Annotated in this window: 19 protein-coding genes and 1 tRNA gene; 17 read left to right on the top strand and 3 right to left on the bottom strand. The window is 66.4% G+C overall.

Annotation, left to right across the window (positions count from 1 at the left end; all coding sequences use genetic code 11):
• Nucleotides 1-97: 97 nt before the first annotated feature.
• Entirely contained in the window at nucleotides 98-829 is a 732-nt protein-coding gene (locus tag ACXAD2_RS21625; protein WP_475174582.1) for a hypothetical protein, read from the top strand.
• 223 nt (nucleotides 830-1,052) lie between these two features.
• Here ACXAD2_RS21625 and ACXAD2_RS21620 read toward each other — a convergent pair.
• Nucleotides 1,053-1,127 (bottom strand) — tRNA-Thr (locus tag ACXAD2_RS21620).
• 135 nt (nucleotides 1,128-1,262) lie between these two features.
• Here ACXAD2_RS21620 and ACXAD2_RS21615 point away from each other — a divergent pair.
• The 3 genes from ACXAD2_RS21615 to ACXAD2_RS21605 are packed head-to-tail and all read left to right on the top strand — an operon-like array spanning nucleotide 1,263 to nucleotide 3,168.
• Nucleotides 1,263-1,433, top strand: a complete 171-nt coding sequence (locus tag ACXAD2_RS21615; protein ID WP_193789508.1) for a hypothetical protein — start codon at nucleotides 1,263-1,265, stop codon at nucleotides 1,431-1,433.
• Nucleotides 1,433-2,704 (top strand): UDP-N-acetylglucosamine 1-carboxyvinyltransferase, encoded by a 1,272-nt coding sequence (murA, locus tag ACXAD2_RS21610; protein ID WP_475174579.1) that lies wholly within the window; start codon nucleotides 1,433-1,435, stop codon nucleotides 2,702-2,704. The genes ACXAD2_RS21615 and murA overlap by 1 nt, the downstream gene beginning before the upstream one ends.
• Nucleotides 2,701-3,168: a DUF2948 family protein gene (locus tag ACXAD2_RS21605; RefSeq protein ID WP_475174576.1), complete on the top strand. Its 468-nt coding sequence runs from the start codon at nucleotides 2,701-2,703 to the stop codon at nucleotides 3,166-3,168. The genes murA and ACXAD2_RS21605 overlap by 4 nt, the downstream gene beginning before the upstream one ends.
• Nucleotides 3,169-3,176: 8 nt before the next feature.
• Here ACXAD2_RS21605 and ACXAD2_RS21600 read toward each other — a convergent pair whose 3' ends face one another.
• Entirely contained in the window at nucleotides 3,177-3,587 is a 411-nt protein-coding gene (locus ACXAD2_RS21600; RefSeq protein ID WP_475174571.1) for a c-type cytochrome, read from the bottom strand.
• A gap of 171 nt (nucleotides 3,588-3,758) precedes the next feature.
• On the opposite strand from ACXAD2_RS21600, the gene hisD reads away from it, so the two are divergent.
• From hisD to ACXAD2_RS21550, 10 genes are all read left to right on the top strand, one after another.
• Complete coding sequence (hisD, locus tag ACXAD2_RS21595) at nucleotides 3,759-5,060, top strand: histidinol dehydrogenase (RefSeq protein ID WP_475174567.1); 1,302 nt, start codon at nucleotides 3,759-3,761, stop codon at nucleotides 5,058-5,060.
• Between the two features lie 187 nt (nucleotides 5,061-5,247).
• On the top strand, nucleotides 5,248-5,727 hold the full coding sequence (locus tag ACXAD2_RS21590) for a UPF0262 family protein (RefSeq protein ID WP_475174565.1): 480 nt from the start codon (nucleotides 5,248-5,250) through the stop codon (nucleotides 5,725-5,727).
• A gap of 4 nt (nucleotides 5,728-5,731) precedes the next feature.
• Entirely contained in the window at nucleotides 5,732-6,178 is a 447-nt protein-coding gene (locus tag ACXAD2_RS21585; protein WP_066101522.1) for an arsenate-mycothiol transferase ArsC, read from the top strand.
• The gene (locus ACXAD2_RS21580; protein WP_475174560.1) at nucleotides 6,175-6,573 is read left to right on the top strand and encodes a ketosteroid isomerase-related protein; all 399 of its coding nucleotides are present in this window, start codon (nucleotides 6,175-6,177) and stop codon (nucleotides 6,571-6,573) included. The genes ACXAD2_RS21585 and ACXAD2_RS21580 overlap by 4 nt, the downstream gene beginning before the upstream one ends.
• A complete protein-coding gene (locus ACXAD2_RS21575) occupies nucleotides 6,570-7,160 on the top strand; it encodes a GNAT family N-acetyltransferase (protein WP_475174558.1) in 591 nt (196 codons plus the stop codon). Before ACXAD2_RS21580 ends, ACXAD2_RS21575 begins: the two co-directional genes overlap by 4 nt.
• Nucleotides 7,161-7,271: 111 nt before the next feature.
• Nucleotides 7,272-8,156 carry a carbon-nitrogen hydrolase family protein gene (locus tag ACXAD2_RS21570; protein WP_475174554.1) on the top strand — a complete coding sequence of 295 codons (885 nt, stop codon included), beginning with the start codon at nucleotides 7,272-7,274 and terminating at the stop codon, nucleotides 8,154-8,156.
• Nucleotides 8,157-8,265: 109 nt separating this feature from the next.
• Nucleotides 8,266-8,484 (top strand): translation initiation factor IF-1, encoded by a 219-nt coding sequence (gene infA, locus ACXAD2_RS21565; protein WP_005978431.1) that lies wholly within the window; start codon nucleotides 8,266-8,268, stop codon nucleotides 8,482-8,484.
• 66 nt (nucleotides 8,485-8,550) lie between these two features.
• Nucleotides 8,551-9,135, top strand: coding sequence for a Maf family protein (locus ACXAD2_RS21560; protein WP_066101512.1), 585 nt, complete (start codon nucleotides 8,551-8,553; stop codon nucleotides 9,133-9,135).
• Entirely contained in the window at nucleotides 9,132-10,175 is a 1,044-nt protein-coding gene (locus tag ACXAD2_RS21555; RefSeq protein WP_475174546.1) for a ribonuclease E/G, read from the top strand. The genes ACXAD2_RS21560 and ACXAD2_RS21555 overlap by 4 nt, the downstream gene beginning before the upstream one ends.
• Nucleotides 10,172-10,360 carry a DNA gyrase inhibitor YacG gene (locus tag ACXAD2_RS21550; protein ID WP_475174544.1) on the top strand — a complete coding sequence of 63 codons (189 nt, stop codon included), beginning with the start codon at nucleotides 10,172-10,174 and terminating at the stop codon, nucleotides 10,358-10,360. Before ACXAD2_RS21555 ends, ACXAD2_RS21550 begins: the two co-directional genes overlap by 4 nt.
• 101 nt (nucleotides 10,361-10,461) lie before the next feature.
• Here the strand turns inward: ACXAD2_RS21550 and ACXAD2_RS21545 are convergent, their stop codons facing one another.
• Nucleotides 10,462-10,761 (bottom strand): SH3 domain-containing protein, encoded by a 300-nt coding sequence (locus ACXAD2_RS21545; RefSeq protein ID WP_475174539.1) that lies wholly within the window; start codon nucleotides 10,759-10,761, stop codon nucleotides 10,462-10,464.
• Nucleotides 10,762-10,927: 166 nt separating this feature from the next.
• On the opposite strand from ACXAD2_RS21545, the gene ACXAD2_RS21540 reads away from it, so the two are divergent.
• The 3 genes from ACXAD2_RS21540 to ACXAD2_RS21530 are packed head-to-tail and all read left to right on the top strand — an operon-like array spanning nucleotide 10,928 to nucleotide 13,497.
• The gene (locus ACXAD2_RS21540) at nucleotides 10,928-11,677 is read left to right on the top strand and encodes a 5-oxoprolinase subunit B family protein (RefSeq protein WP_475174535.1); all 750 of its coding nucleotides are present in this window, start codon (nucleotides 10,928-10,930) and stop codon (nucleotides 11,675-11,677) included.
• On the top strand, nucleotides 11,674-12,687 hold the full coding sequence (locus ACXAD2_RS21535; protein WP_475174532.1) for a 5-oxoprolinase subunit C family protein: 1,014 nt from the start codon (nucleotides 11,674-11,676) through the stop codon (nucleotides 12,685-12,687). Before ACXAD2_RS21540 ends, ACXAD2_RS21535 begins: the two co-directional genes overlap by 4 nt.
• 33 nt (nucleotides 12,688-12,720) lie before the next feature.
• Nucleotides 12,721-13,497, top strand: coding sequence for a LamB/YcsF family protein (locus tag ACXAD2_RS21530; protein WP_475174529.1), 777 nt, complete (start codon nucleotides 12,721-12,723; stop codon nucleotides 13,495-13,497).
• The last annotated feature ends 2 nt before the right edge of the window (nucleotides 13,498-13,499 follow it).

The raw sequence follows: 13,499 nt of genomic DNA, 5'->3' as shown, positions 1-13,499 counted from the left end.
CAAACCGGCACGGCTCTGCGGTGGGCGGCTGGGGTCCGGTCCCGGCGGCTGCTACCCATGTCTATAAGGAAACGGCAGCACAGGCAGGGGCAGCAAGATGATCCTCGCGGATTCCATCGGCTTTGCGGCGACGCATACGATCAGCGAAATTCTCTCGGGCATTCCCAATGCGGAGGTGCGCCACGGCACCCGCAATTTTGCCAAGGGCGGTGCCGTGGGCGGGGAGGACACGCCGGTCGATCAGTTCGTCGCCGAGATGAAGCAGAGCGCCGCCGCGGGCAAGCGGGTCTATGCCGTACATTGCCTTTATAGTGCGCCGCAGGGGCGGGAGGTCTGTCTGGCCAATGGCGTCAAGCATCGCATCATCGTCCGCGAGCCCGTGCGCCACGTGCGCAGCTGCTTTGCCTGGTGGGTGAAGAAGACGCTTGGCGGCGATCAGGTGGGCTATCGCAAGATGGTTACCCTCGACGAGCATCTGCTCTCGAAACTGCCAATTCCACGGACCTTTCCCAATGCCGCCTATGCGGCCGCCCTGTCGCATGTGATGCAATTTAATATCGAGGCGCTCGAGGCGGGCTGCGAGATTCTGCAGATGGAACGGCTGGTTTCCGATGAGGACTACTTCCGCGAATCCTTCGATGTGCCCGATGACGTGACCCTCAGCCATTTCAGCGGCGCCGAGGTGCATCGCGCGTCACATAAGGACAAGCTGGAGGGGCTTGGCGTCGGTGAGGCGAATGAAGACGCTCTGCGTCAGGTGGTTCGTTGGACCGTGGCGGGCAAGACCACGAGCTTTGCGGAAATGACTGCGCGGCTGGGTTACAGCTAAGCGCTGATCCCGGCGCAGGGGGCAACTCTCTTGCGCCGCGATGCTGAACAATCGGGCGGACCGCGCGCGGTCAAGGGCTTGAGCGAAAGAGCACTCTTCCGGGCGCCTCTATGGAGCGCGCGGCATGTCTTTAACGCAAGGATAGCAAAGCGCGACCCGCCGTCGACGGCGCGGCACACGCGGCGCGCCCTAAAAATAAATTGTCTATTTTCAGGGAGGTAAGTGGTGCTGCTGGAGAGAATTGAACTCTCGACCTCTCCCTTACCAAGGGAGTGCTCTACCTCTGAGCTACAGCAGCGCCGGTGTGCCTTTCGAGGCGTCCGCGCTAGGTTGCGTCGGTGTGCCTCGTGGCGTGGCGCGGTGTCTAAGGGCAAACGCCGGGGGGTGCAAGCGCAATCTGGACGGTTTTTTGCCTCTCCGGTAAAGAAAGTTCATGAAGCCCAAAACGAGCCCCCAAAAATCCCCGGCACAGGACCGCGATGCCCGCCTCAAGGCGGCGCTGAAGGCAAATCTGGGCCGGCGCAAGGCACAGGCGAAGGCGCGCGACGCCTCGAAAGACGACAAAAAGCCCGAAGACGGGCCGAGCAGTGAAAAGGACAGCTAATGGATTCGATCGTCGTCACGGGCAATGGCCCGCTATCGGGACAGATTCCCATCGCCGGCGCGAAGAATGCCTGCCTCACCCTTATGCCCGCGACGCTTTTGTCGGATCAGCCGCTGACGCTGACCAATGCGCCGCGGCTGTCCGATATCCGCACGATGACGCTGCTGCTGCAGTCGCTGGGTGCAGAAGTGCAGGCGCTGAACGACGGGCAGGTGCTGGCCATGTCGAGCCACGCGCTGACCTCGACCCGCGCCGACTATGACATCGTGCGCAAGATGCGCGCGTCGATTCTCGTGCTCGGCCCGCTGCTGGCGCAATTCGGCCATGCCGAGGTGTCGCTGCCCGGCGGCTGCGCCATCGGCGCGCGTCCCGTGGACCTGCACCTCAAGGCGCTGGAAGCGATGGGCGCGGAGCTTGATCTGCGCGAGGGCTATGTGCACGCCAAGGCGCCTTCGGGTGGCCTCAAGGGCGGCATCGTGGAGTTTCCCTTTGCCTCGGTCGGGGCCACTGAAAACGCACTGATGGCCGCCACGCTCGCAAAGGGCACGACGGTGATCCGCAATGCGGCGCGCGAGCCCGAGATCGTCGATCTGGCGCAATGTCTGCGCAAGATGGGCGCGCAGATCGAGGGTGAGGGCAGCAGCACCATCGAGATTCAGGGCGTCGAGACGCTGGGCGGGGCGACGCACCGCGTGGTGACCGACCGGATCGAATTGGGCACCTATATGCTGGCCCCGGCGATCTGCGGCGGCGAGGTCGAATGCCTCGGCGGTACGATCGAACTGGTCAAAAGCTTCTGCGAAAAGCTCGACGAGGCGGGAATCGCGGTCGAGGAAACGCCGACCGGGCTCAAGGTCGCGCGCAAGAATGGTCGGGTGAAGGCGGTGGATGTGACCACCGAGCCGTTCCCCGGCTTCCCCACTGACCTGCAGGCACAGATGATGGCGCTGCTTTGCACCGCCGATGGCGAAAGCGTGCTGGAAGAAAAGATTTTCGAGAATAGGTTCATGCACGCGCCCGAGCTTCTGCGCATGGGCGCGAATATCGACGTGTCGGGCGGCACCGCCCGCGTGCGCGGTGTCGAGAAACTGAAGGGCGCCCCGGTGATGGCCACCGACCTGCGCGCCTCGGTGTCGCTGATTCTTGCCGGTCTTGCGGCAGAGGGCGACACGGTGGTCAGCCGGGTCTACCATCTCGACCGTGGCTATGAGCACGTGGTGCGCAAACTGCGCGGCGTGGGCGCCAAGATCGAACGGGTGAAGGGCGAGTGACCGAGGACGCAAAATTCGAAGACGCGGGCGGCCAGCCCCTCAACCTCGGGGCAATGGACCCCGAGGATCTGCAGGTGCTGTCGGCGCTGGCGCAGGATGCGGTGCTGACCGTCGCGGATGTCGCATGGGAGAAGCGCCACCACCGGCTGGCGCTTTTGGTGAATCGCCTGCGCCGCGAGGATGGCGTGCATCAGGACCCGCCCGAGCGGGTCCGTGCGCTGCTGGTGGTCGAGAACGTGCTGAAGGTGGCGGCACAGGGGGTAAGCCGCGACGATAAGGACACGGTGCTCTCGCTGCTGTCTGTCGGTTTCGAGCCCGGCGAGGATGGCGCGGGATATGTCGAACTGACCTTCGCCGGTGACGGTGCGCTCCGCTGCGAGGTTGAGGCGCTGGAACTGCGCCTCAAGGATGTGACCCGGCCCTACCGCGCCATTTCGGGGCAGATGCCGGATCACAAGGACTGATCAGCGGCTCACTGCTGCATTGATTCCAGGTGCTGCGCGAGGGCGAGAATGCGTCCTCGCGTCACGATCTCGCTGGCATAGGCGCCGATCTCGATCGACAGGGCCTCTTTGAAACGCTGCCCCCAGACCGGCATCGGATAGCCGTGGCCACGAATGCCGCTGCGCCCGTCGATGATCTGGATGACCTCAAGCATCGGGAATTCGCCGTCGTTGTTCGCAGAGATCTGCGTCAGGTCCGGCAGACCGACCGTCATCAGTTCCGCCAGCGGCCCGTCACCGACGCCGCTCTCGCCATGGCAGGCGGCGCAGGCGTTCATATATTCGGTCTCTCCGGCGCTTTGCGCCAAGGCGCTGCCACTCATGCACAGCCCAGCCATGCCAAGCGCCAATCCGAGCGCGGTAATTTTGTTCTTAAACATCTTTGCTCCTCCAAAATACATCGGCTCTCCCGTGCCGATTTCCCCATATTAGGCGATTCGCATGTGTCACTCGCTGATCCACGTCATCGAGGAGAGGGGCGAATCCCCTCTGCCAACACTTGAGCCGCGCCCGGCTTGTCTCTAAGCACGGGCGCGACAAGGAGATCGCCCATGCCCGTCTTTCTCGACACCACCGAGCCGGATTTCGAGCTGCAGTTCGCCCAGCTGCTCAGCGCCAAGCGCGAGGACAGCCCCGATGTGGACGATACCGTCGGCGGCATCATCGCCGATGTGCGGGCGCGCGGCGACGCGGCGGTGCTCGAACTGACCGCGAAATTCGACCGGCTGGAATTGGCTGCTTCGGGGCTGCGCTTCACCGCCGAAGAGATCGACAGCTATTGCGCGCAGGTGCCGCAGGCCGAACGCGACGCGCTCGAGACCGCCGCCGAACGCATCCGCGCCTATCACGTGCGGCAGATGCCCGAGGATCAGCAGTGGACCGATCCCGATGGCGCAACGCTTGGCTGGCGCTGGACGGCGGTCGCCGCAGCGGGGCTCTACGTGCCCGGCGGGCTGGCGAGCTATCCGTCGTCGGTGCTGATGAACGCCATTCCCGCCAAGGTGGCAGGGGTCGAGCGGCTCTGCATCACCGTGCCCACGCCCGACGGTGTGGTGAACCCGTTGGTGCTGCTGGCGGCAAAGATCGCCGGGGTCGACGAGATCTACCGCATGGGCGGCGCGCAGGCGATCGCCGCGCTGGCCTATGGCACCGAGAGCATTGCGCCGGTCGACAAGATCACCGGGCCGGGCAACGCCTTTGTCGCCGCCGCCAAGCGCCGGGTGTTTGGCAAGGTCGGCATCGACATGATCGCGGGCCCCTCGGAAATCCTCGTCATTGCCGACGCCGAAAATGATCCCGAGTTCATCGCCCTCGATCTGCTGAGTCAGGCCGAGCACGACGAAAGCGCGCAGTCGATCCTGATCACCCCGGATGCCGCCTTTGGCCGCGCCGTGACCGAAGAGGTGGAGCGGCAGCTTCAGGTGCTCGAACGGCGCGGCATCGCCGGGGCCAGCTGGCGCGATTTCGGCGCGGTGATCGTCTGCCGCGATCTTTCCGAGGCCGCCGCGCTGTCGAACCGCGTGGCGCCCGAGCACCTTGAACTTTGCGTCGCCGACCCCGAGGCGCTGTCGCAGCAGATCCGCCACGCTGGCGCGATCTTCCTTGGTCAATGGACACCAGAGGCCATCGGCGATTACGTCGGCGGCCCGAACCACGTGCTGCCCACCGCCCGCTCGGCGCGCTTCTCTTCGGGCCTGTCGGTGCTCGACTTCCTCAAGCGCACGACGCTGGCCAAGATGTCGCCCGAGGCGCTGCGCGCCATCGGTCCGGCTGCAGAGGTGCTCGCCAACTCCGAGAGCCTGCAGGCGCACGGCCTGTCGGTGACGGCGCGCCTGCGCAAACTCAACGGCTGAGCTTGATCGCAGGCGCATCACTGCGCCTGCGATCACCGCGCCTCCGGCGCAGGACATTGCTCCGCCGCCGGCGCAGGTCTTTGCTACGCCTCTGGCGTACGACTTTGCTACGCCTCCGGCGTAAGGCGCATTGCCCCATCCCCGCGCATTGGCTACAGATTCCGGAGCCGAAGCCGAGGACGCGCCCATGAGCCATATCGCCCGTATCGAGCTGGACGACGCCAACCTGCCGCCTCCGACCCCGGAGATCGAGCAGGAGCGCCGCGTTGCCATGTTCGATCTCATGGAGGAAAACAGCTTCACGCTGCCCCCGCGCGAGGGCCGCGAGGTGCCGCATGGCCCCTATGCGCTTGGGCTGTCGATCCGTGAGAAACGGCTGGTCTTCGACATCTCGACCGAGGGCGGCGATCCGGCGGCGGAGTTCCATCTCTCGCTGGCGCCCTTCCGGCAGGTGGTGAAGGATTACTTCCAGATCTGCAAAAGCTATTTCGACGCGGTGAAATCCGCCGCCCCGAGCCAGATCGAGACCATCGACATGGCCCGGCGCGGCATCCACAATGAAGGCGCGCGCATCCTGCAGGAGCGGCTCGAAGGCAAGGCCGAGGTCGACACCGACACGGCGCGCCGCCTCTTCACCCTTATCTGCGTGCTGCATTTCGGGGGCTGACCTGGTGCCGAAACTGCCGCAATCGGTTCTGTTTTGTTGCGACCACAACGCCGTGCGCTCGCCCATGGCCGAGGGGATCATGAAAAAGCTCTACGGGCAGGGCACCTATGTGCAGTCCGTCGGCGTGGTGAATGATCTCGAGATCGACGGTTTCGCCATCTCTGTCTGCCAGGAGATCGGCGTCGAACTGTCCAAGCACCGCTCGCGCAGCTTCGAAGAGCTCGAAGAGATGGGCGAGACGCTCTCGGGCTTCGATCTGATCGTCGCCATGTCGCCCGCCTCGCAGCGCGCCGCGCTGGAGCTCACCCGCTTCTTTCATCTGACGGTGGAATACTGGCCGATCATGGATCCCACGGGGCTCGGCGAGACCCGCGAGACCAAGCTCAACGCCTACCGCCAGACCCGCGACCAGATCTACGACAAGCTCAAGACCCGATGGGGAGAAAAATGACCGCCACCGAAACCATTCAGGCCTATTTCGACGCGTTCAACGGCGGCGACACCGAGGCGATGCTCGAGCTGCTGTCCGCGGATATCGCGCATCACGTGAACGAAGGGCAGATCCGCTCGGGCAAGACCAAATTCGCCGAGTTCAGCGCCCATATGTCCCACTGCTACCGCGAGCAGCTGACCGACATGGTGATCTTCGAGGCCGAGGGTGGCACCCGCGCCGCCGCCGAGTTCATCGTGAATGGCACCTATCTCAACACCGACGCGGGCCTGCCCGAGGCCAAGGGCCAGAGCTACCGCCTGCCCGCCGGGTCGTTCTTCTCGCTCGAAGGCGGCAAGATCACCCGCGTGGTCACCTATTACAACCTTGCCGACTGGATCCGGCAGGTTTCGTGACCGAGGTCCGGGTCCTTACTGGCGCGGCGCTCGACGCCGCGCTCGACGATGTCGCCCGGTTGCGCATCACCGTCTTCCGCGACTTTCCCTATCTCTACGATGGCGATCTCGACTACGAGCGGCGCTACCTCGAGAGCTACCGGCAGAGCGAAGGCGCGGTGCTGGTCGGTGCCTTCGAGGGCACGCAACTGGTCGGCGCCGCCACCGGCACGCCGATGGAGGATCACGCCAGCGATTTCGCCGCGCCCTTCGCCGCCACCGGGCTGGCGCTGAGCGATATCTTCTACTGCGCCGAGTTGGTGCTGCTGCGCAGCGCCCGCGGGCAGGGTATCGGCCATCGCTTCTTTGATCTGCGCGAGGCTCATGCCCGCAGCCTCGGCCGCAAATGGTCCACCTTCTGCGCCGTCGAACGCCCGCTCGATCACCCGCTGCGCCCGCCGCATTATGCGCCGCTCGACCCGTTCTGGAAAAAGCGCGGCTACGCGCCGGTTGAAGGCGTTGCCGCCCGGTTCACCTGGAAAGACCTGGATCAGCCCGAGGAAACCGACCACAGCCTGCAATTCTGGCTGCGTGCGCTCGATCCCTAGATCCTTCGTCTAGACCCAAATATCCCGGGGGAGTCGCGCTTTGCGCGACGGGGGCAGCGCCCGCTCCCGGCTCAACCTTTCCAAGCCGACAACAAAGCACGGAAGCCCCCAATGAAGATCGCCACCGCCGCCTACCCGATGGATTTCCTCGCCAGCTGGGATGCCTATGCCACCAAGATCGAGGCTTGGGTGGCCGAGGCGGCCGGGCAGGGCGCCGAGCTTCTGGTGTTTCCCGAATACGGCGCGATGGAGATCGCCACGCTCGCCGGGGCAGCGGCGGCAGCGGATCTCGAAGGATCGCTCCACGCCATCTCCGAGCGTATCCCGCAGGTCGATGCGCTGCATTCGGATCTCGCGGGCAAATACGGCGCGCATATCCTCGCGGCCTCGGCGCCGGTCTTTGATGGCACCCTCGGGCCGCGCCCGGTGAACCGCGCGCGGCTTTTCACCCCGGGCGGCGCCATGGGGTTTCAGGACAAACAGATCATGACCCGCTTCGAGCGCGAGGATTGGGACGTGGTGGGCGGCGCGCCGCTACAGCTTTTCGACACCGCTCTGGGCAAGATCGGCATCCTGATCTGCTACGATTCGGAATACCCGCTGCTGGGCCGCGCGCTGCGCGATGCCGATCTCTTGCTGGTGCCGTCGTGCACCGAGGCGCAGGCCGGCTATTCCCGCGTGCGCATCGGTGCCATGGCCCGCGCGCTGGAGCAGCAATGCATCGCGGTGATGGCCTCGACCGTGGGCGATTGCGACTGGTCCGAAGCGGTGGACACCAACACCGGCATGGGCGGGGTTTTCTGCCCGCCCGACACGGGCTTCCCTGCCACCGGCGTGATCGCCGAAGGGGTGCTGGGCAAGGCTGGCTGGACCTATGCCGAGGTGGACCTTGACGCCGTCGCTCGGGTCCGTAACGATGGCGTCGTGCTGAACCGCACCCATTGGGACGATCAGTCCGGGCGCGACGGCCCCGTTGCATTGCGGGCGCTGTGCTGACGGCTATTCCCGACAATCTGCAATTGCACCCTTGAAAAACGCCGCGATTGGGCGCATATCCATGCGCGTTCCGCGACCTAGAGGCGGAACGGCATTTTCAGGAGAAAGCATGGCCAAGGAAGATACGCTCGAATTTCCCGGTGTCGTGAAGGAACTCCTGCCCAACGCGACGTTTCGGGTCGAGCTTGAGAACGGCCATGAGATCATCGCGCATACGGCAGGCAAGATGCGCAAGAACCGCATCCGTGTTCTTGCAGGCGACAAGGTTCAGGTCGAGATGACCCCCTATGATCTGACCAAAGGCCGGATCAACTATCGCTTCAAGTAAGCGCCGCATGGTCCCGAAACTCATGGCGGTTCCCGCTGCACGGGGCCGGACCTGCGAGGTCTGCGCATGAAGCTCGTTCTCGGCTCCGGTTCGCCCCGGCGGCGCGATTTGCTCGCGCAGCTGGGTGTGACAGCAGACGATATCCGCCCGCCCGACATCGACGAAGATCCGATGCCGGGCGAGCTGCCCCGCCCTTACTGCGTGCGTCTCGCGCGCGAGAAGGCGCAGGCAATTCCCTCCACAGCTGACGAAATCGTTCTCTCGGCCGACACCACTGTCGCGCTGGGACGCCGGATTCTGGGCAAGCCCCGGGATGCGGGGGAGGCGGCGGAGTTCCTCACCAAGCTCTCGGGGAGGCGTCACCGTGTGATCACGGCAGTTGCCGTGCGTCGCGGCGATCAGCTGTGGGAGCGCGACGTGGTCACGCAGGTAAAGATGAAGGACCTCTCGAACGAGGAACTGAACGCCTATCTCGCGTCGAACGACTGGCAGGGCAAAGCCGGCGGCTACGGCATTCAGGGCATGGCTGGCGCGTTTATCCCGTGGATCAACGGCAGCTTCACCTCGGTGGTCGGCCTGCCGCTGGCGGAAACCGCGAACCTGCTGCTCGCCGCAGGATACCCGCTCTACAAGTTCGGAGAAGTCGCATGAAGGGACGCACCATTGCGCTCGACCATCTCGGCGAGGCCGAAGCGGCGGCGCTGATCGTCGATGGCAAGCTCGAAGACCTGCTGATCGACAGCGACCACGCGCGCCCCGGCACCATCTATCGCGGCATCGCGCAGCGTCCGATGAAGGGGCAGGGCGGGATGTTCCTCGACACGCCCGAAGGCTCTGCCTTCCTGCGGCAGGTGAAGGGCTTGTCCCCGGGCCAGCCGCTGGTGGTGCAGGTCACCGGCTTTGCCGAGCCGGGCAAGGCGATCCCGGTGACCACCCGCGTGCTCTTCAAATCGCGTTTCGCCATCGTCACGCCCGGTGCGCCGGGGCTCAACATCTCGCGCCGGATCAAGGATGAGGACATCCGCGAAAGCCTGCTCGAGATCGCCCATGAGGTGATGCCGGGAGCAAAACAGGCCGAGAACGGCCTGATCCTGCGCTCGTCCTGCGCGGAAGGTGACCCCGACGAGATCGCCGAAGATGTCGCCGCCATGGCGCAGCTCTGCGAGCAGGTGATGGCCGACGTCTCGGGCGAGGCCGAAGTGCTGGTCGAAGGCGACGGGCCGCATGCGCTGGCATGGCGTGAATGGGACGAAGGCGATGTCGACGCCGAGGCAGGCAGCTTCGAGCGCCACAACGTGCACGAGATGATCGAGGCGCTGTCGCGCCCGCTGGTGCCGCTGCCCGGTGGCGGTTCGATGAGCATCGAGCCGACCCGCGCGCTGGTGGCCGTGGACATCAACACCGGCGGGGACACCTCGCCCGCGGCGGGGCTCAAGGCCAATGTTGCGGCCCTGCGCGAGCTGCCCCGGCAGCTGCGTCTGCGCGGGCTTGGCGGGCAGATCATTGTCGATCTGGCGCCGATGCCGAAGAAGGAACGCCGTCAGGTGGAATTGGTGCTGCGTGCGGCGCTGAAACAGGATCCGACGGAAACCATTCTTGCGGGCTGGACCCAGCTTGGCCTCATGGAGTTGCAGCGCAAACGCGAGCGCGTGCCGCTGAGCGAGGTGCTGAAGCCGGGGATGCTGTCATGAGCTGCCCGATCTGCGCCAAGCCGACCGACCCGAAGTACCGCCCCTTCTGTTCGAAGCGCTGCGCCGATGTGGATCTGGCGAAGTGGATGTCGGGCAGCTACGCCGTGCCCTCGACCGATCCGCAGGATGTGGAAGAGGCCATCGAGGCCGCCGAGCGCGAGCTCAACAACCCGACGCGGCACTGACCTTCACGTGATTTCGGGGGCGCTGCCCCCGCCGCGCGTGGCGCGGCGCCCCCGGGATATTTTCGTCTAGACGAAGGCTCTACGGCCGGTCCTGTGCGCGCTCAAAGCTCGCGCAGATAGGCGAAGGACGCATAGCCCTTCATGCCGCCGTCGCGGTCCAGCGTGACCTCGCACCAGCGGGTGCCGCCGGTCTGCGTGCATTCATAGACCTTCACCACCGTGCCGTTCGGCAGCCCGGCCAGCACGTCGAAGCCGGTGCCCGGCCCGCCGCGCAATTTCAGCATGTCGCCCTCGTCGACCCCATAGACCTCATAGCGGGCGCCCCAGACATTGCTGCCCGAGGGGGCGCCGCATCCGGCCAGCGCCGCCAGCGCCAGCGCAAGAAGGATTGGTCTGCGCATCGTTTTCTCCTGTCGTCTGCCTCGGGCTCAGGTGTAATCCGCGCCGCGCGCAAAAGGAACGGTGGATGGGCACGGACGGGCGGTCTCTGCGCGAACGGGGCGGCGCGGACGCGGCGGCGGCGGATTGCCGGTTGCAGCCGCCGGTGGCTGCGCTAACGTCCGGCGCATGACTGACGATTTGGCCCTGACGGCGTCCTACCCTCTGCTTCGCACCGCCGGTATCGACGGGATGCTGGTGAGCTTCGGCGACAAGCTGAGCGAGCCCGCCAACCGCGCCGCGCTGGCCTTCCGGGCCGCGCTTGAGAGCGATCCGCCCGAGGGGGTCGAAGAGATTTCCTCGTCGCTGGTCTCGGCCTATCTGCGCTTCGATCCCTTGGCGCTGAGCCACGCCGCGTTGGAGCGCAAGCTGCGCGGGCTCATGGCGTCGCGCGACTGGCTGCAGGCCGATCTGCCGCATGGCCGCCGGTTGCACCGTATCCCCACCGTCTATGGCGGCACGCTCGCGCCGCAACTCGCCGAAGCCGCCGCCGAGGCGGGGATGAGCGCGGCCGACGCGGTGACCTCGCTGTCGACGGCGCGGGTGCGGGTGACGGCGCTTGGCTTTGCGCCGGGGCAGCCCTATCTGGGCGAGTTGCCCGAGACGTGGAACATTCCGCGCCAGCAGGGACTGACGCCGCGCGTGCCGAAGGGCGCGCTGGTGCTGGCGATCCGGCAATTCGTGATTTTCTCGGTCACCGCGCCGACCGGCTGGCGCCATGTGGGCCAGACCGCGGCGCCGCTGTTCCGTATGGGCGCCGAGCGGCCCTTCCTTCTGGCGCCCGGCGATGAGGTGGAATTCCCGCAGGTCTCCGAAGAGGTCTTTGCCCGGATGCAGAACGACCTCGAAGGCGGCGCAAGCTGGGAGGAGCTGCCATGAGCCGCGCATTGATCGTGCATCGCGCAGGGCCTGCGGTGACCGTGCAGGATGGCGGCCGTCCGGGCTGGATTGCCTTTGGGCTCTCGCGCGGCGGCGCGATGGACCGGCTGGCGCTGGCCGAGGGCGCGGCGCTGCTGGGGCAGGGCGAGACGGCGGCGCTCGAGATGGGCGGTGTCGGCGGGCGGTTCGAGGCGGGCTGCGATCTGCGCATCGCGCTGACCGGCGGTGCCATGCGGGCCAGCATCGACGGCGCGCCGGTGGTGTGGAACGCCGCGCATGCGCTGCCCAAGGGCGCGGTGCTCGAGATCGGACCGGTGCAATCGGGGGCCTATGGTTATCTTTCGCTGGGCGGCGGGCTGGAGCCCGAAGAGCTGCTGGGCGCGCGCTCGGCGCATCTGACCGCCGGGTTGGGCCGGGCCGTCGCGGCGGGCGACCGGCTGCCGGTCGGGGCCGACGCGGGCGGGCCGGTGGCGCGCAAGCTGGCGGTGGACGACCGTTTCTCGGGCGGAGCGCTGCGCGTGGTGGAAAGCCTGCAGACCCGCCTCTTCCCCGCAGAACAGCGCCGCCGGTTGGGCGAGACCACATTCACCCGCGACTCGCGCGCCAACCGCATGGGGGTGAAGCTTGTGCCGGATGGTGCGCCCTTCGGCGTCGACGGCGGGCTCTCGGTGGTCTCCGAGATCATCACGCCGGGCGATATCCAGATGACCGGCGATGGCGCGCCTTTCGTGCTCATGGCCGAATGCCAGACCACCGGGGGCTACCCGCGCCTCGCCACCGTCATTCCCGCCGATCTGCCGCGTGTGGCGCAGGCGCCAGCGGGGGCCGAATTGCGCTTCAGCTTCGTGTCGATGGACGAGGCGCTGGCCGCCGAGAGCGCCTATCGCGCGGCCCTCAGGGATCTGCCGCGCCGCATCGAGCCGCTGGTGCGCGACCCGGCGGATGTGGCCGATCTGCTCAGCCACAAGCTGGTCAGCGGGTTTTCCAACGGCGAATATCACGACCACTGAGCCGGGCAGGCTTTGACAGAAGGAGACAGAGGGATGACCAGCGTCGATCTCAACGCGGATATGGGCGAAAGCTTTGGCCCTTGGGTCATGGGGCAGGATGCGGCGCTGCTCGAGGTGATCACCTCGGCCAATGTCGCCTGCGGCTTTCACGCCAGCGACCCCGACGTGATGGCGGCGACGATGAAGCTGGCGGCGGAGCGCGGCACCGGCATCGGCGCGCATCCCGGGTTTCCCGATCTGCAGGGGTTTGGGCGGCGGCGGATGCAGCTTTCGCATGCCAGTCTGCGCAATTTCACCGCCTATCAGCTGGGTGCGGCGCAGGCGATGGCGGGGGCTGCGGGCGGCAAGGTGCGGCATCTGAAGTTGCACGGCGCGCTGGCCAATATGTGCGCCGAGGATAAGGCCATGGCGCTGGCCGCCTATGAGGGCGCGCTTTCGGTCGATCCCGAGATCATCATCATGGTTCTGGCCGCGACGCAGCAGCAGGCGGCGGTCGAGGAGTTGGGCTGTCGCTGGGCGGGTGAGATTTTCGCCGACCGCGCTTATAACGACGATGCCACGCTGGTCGATCGCGCGCTGCCGGGGGCGGTGATCCATGATGCCGAACTGGCCGCTGCGCGCATGGTGAAGATGGTGCAGGCCGGGGCGATCATCACCGAAAGCGGCAAGCACATTCCGGCGGCGGTCGATACCATCTGCCTGCATGGCGACGGCAAGACCGCGCTGCAGATCGCCCGCGCCGTGCGCGCGGCGCTGGAAGAGGCCGGCGTCGCGCTGGAGGTGTTCCCGGGGCGGACCGGCGGGGTCTGACC

The organism is Salipiger sp. ABN3_019 (assembly GCF_056158605.1).
Note: the sequence above shows the minus strand (reverse complement) of the source record. Positions and strands in the feature narration are given on the sequence as shown.

What these genes read in the sequence shown, in the direction of transcription:
- ACXAD2_RS21625 (WP_475174582.1), top strand. Translation starts at nt 98, where the DNA reads ATGATCCTCGCGGATTCCATCGGCTTTGCGGCGACGCATACGATCAGC.
- ACXAD2_RS21615 (WP_193789508.1), top strand. Translation starts at nt 1,263, where the DNA reads ATGAAGCCCAAAACGAGCCCCCAAAAATCCCCGGCACAGGACCGCGAT.
- murA (WP_475174579.1), top strand. Translation starts at nt 1,433, where the DNA reads ATGGATTCGATCGTCGTCACGGGCAATGGCCCGCTATCGGGACAGATT.
- ACXAD2_RS21600 (WP_475174571.1), bottom strand. Translation starts at nt 3,587, where the DNA reads ATGTTTAAGAACAAAATTACCGCGCTCGGATTGGCGCTTGGCATGGCT.
- hisD (WP_475174567.1), top strand. Translation starts at nt 3,759, where the DNA reads ATGCCCGTCTTTCTCGACACCACCGAGCCGGATTTCGAGCTGCAGTTC.
- ACXAD2_RS21590 (WP_475174565.1), top strand. Translation starts at nt 5,248, where the DNA reads ATGAGCCATATCGCCCGTATCGAGCTGGACGACGCCAACCTGCCGCCT.
- ACXAD2_RS21580 (WP_475174560.1), top strand. Translation starts at nt 6,175, where the DNA reads ATGACCGCCACCGAAACCATTCAGGCCTATTTCGACGCGTTCAACGGC.
- ACXAD2_RS21570 (WP_475174554.1), top strand. Translation starts at nt 7,272, where the DNA reads ATGAAGATCGCCACCGCCGCCTACCCGATGGATTTCCTCGCCAGCTGG.
- infA (WP_005978431.1), top strand. Translation starts at nt 8,266, where the DNA reads ATGGCCAAGGAAGATACGCTCGAATTTCCCGGTGTCGTGAAGGAACTC.
- ACXAD2_RS21560 (WP_066101512.1), top strand. Translation starts at nt 8,551, where the DNA reads ATGAAGCTCGTTCTCGGCTCCGGTTCGCCCCGGCGGCGCGATTTGCTC.
- ACXAD2_RS21555 (WP_475174546.1), top strand. Translation starts at nt 9,132, where the DNA reads ATGAAGGGACGCACCATTGCGCTCGACCATCTCGGCGAGGCCGAAGCG.
- ACXAD2_RS21550 (WP_475174544.1), top strand. Translation starts at nt 10,172, where the DNA reads ATGAGCTGCCCGATCTGCGCCAAGCCGACCGACCCGAAGTACCGCCCC.
- ACXAD2_RS21545 (WP_475174539.1), bottom strand. Translation starts at nt 10,761, where the DNA reads ATGCGCAGACCAATCCTTCTTGCGCTGGCGCTGGCGGCGCTGGCCGGA.
- ACXAD2_RS21540 (WP_475174535.1), top strand. Translation starts at nt 10,928, where the DNA reads ATGACTGACGATTTGGCCCTGACGGCGTCCTACCCTCTGCTTCGCACC.
- ACXAD2_RS21535 (WP_475174532.1), top strand. Translation starts at nt 11,674, where the DNA reads ATGAGCCGCGCATTGATCGTGCATCGCGCAGGGCCTGCGGTGACCGTG.
- ACXAD2_RS21530 (WP_475174529.1), top strand. Translation starts at nt 12,721, where the DNA reads ATGACCAGCGTCGATCTCAACGCGGATATGGGCGAAAGCTTTGGCCCT.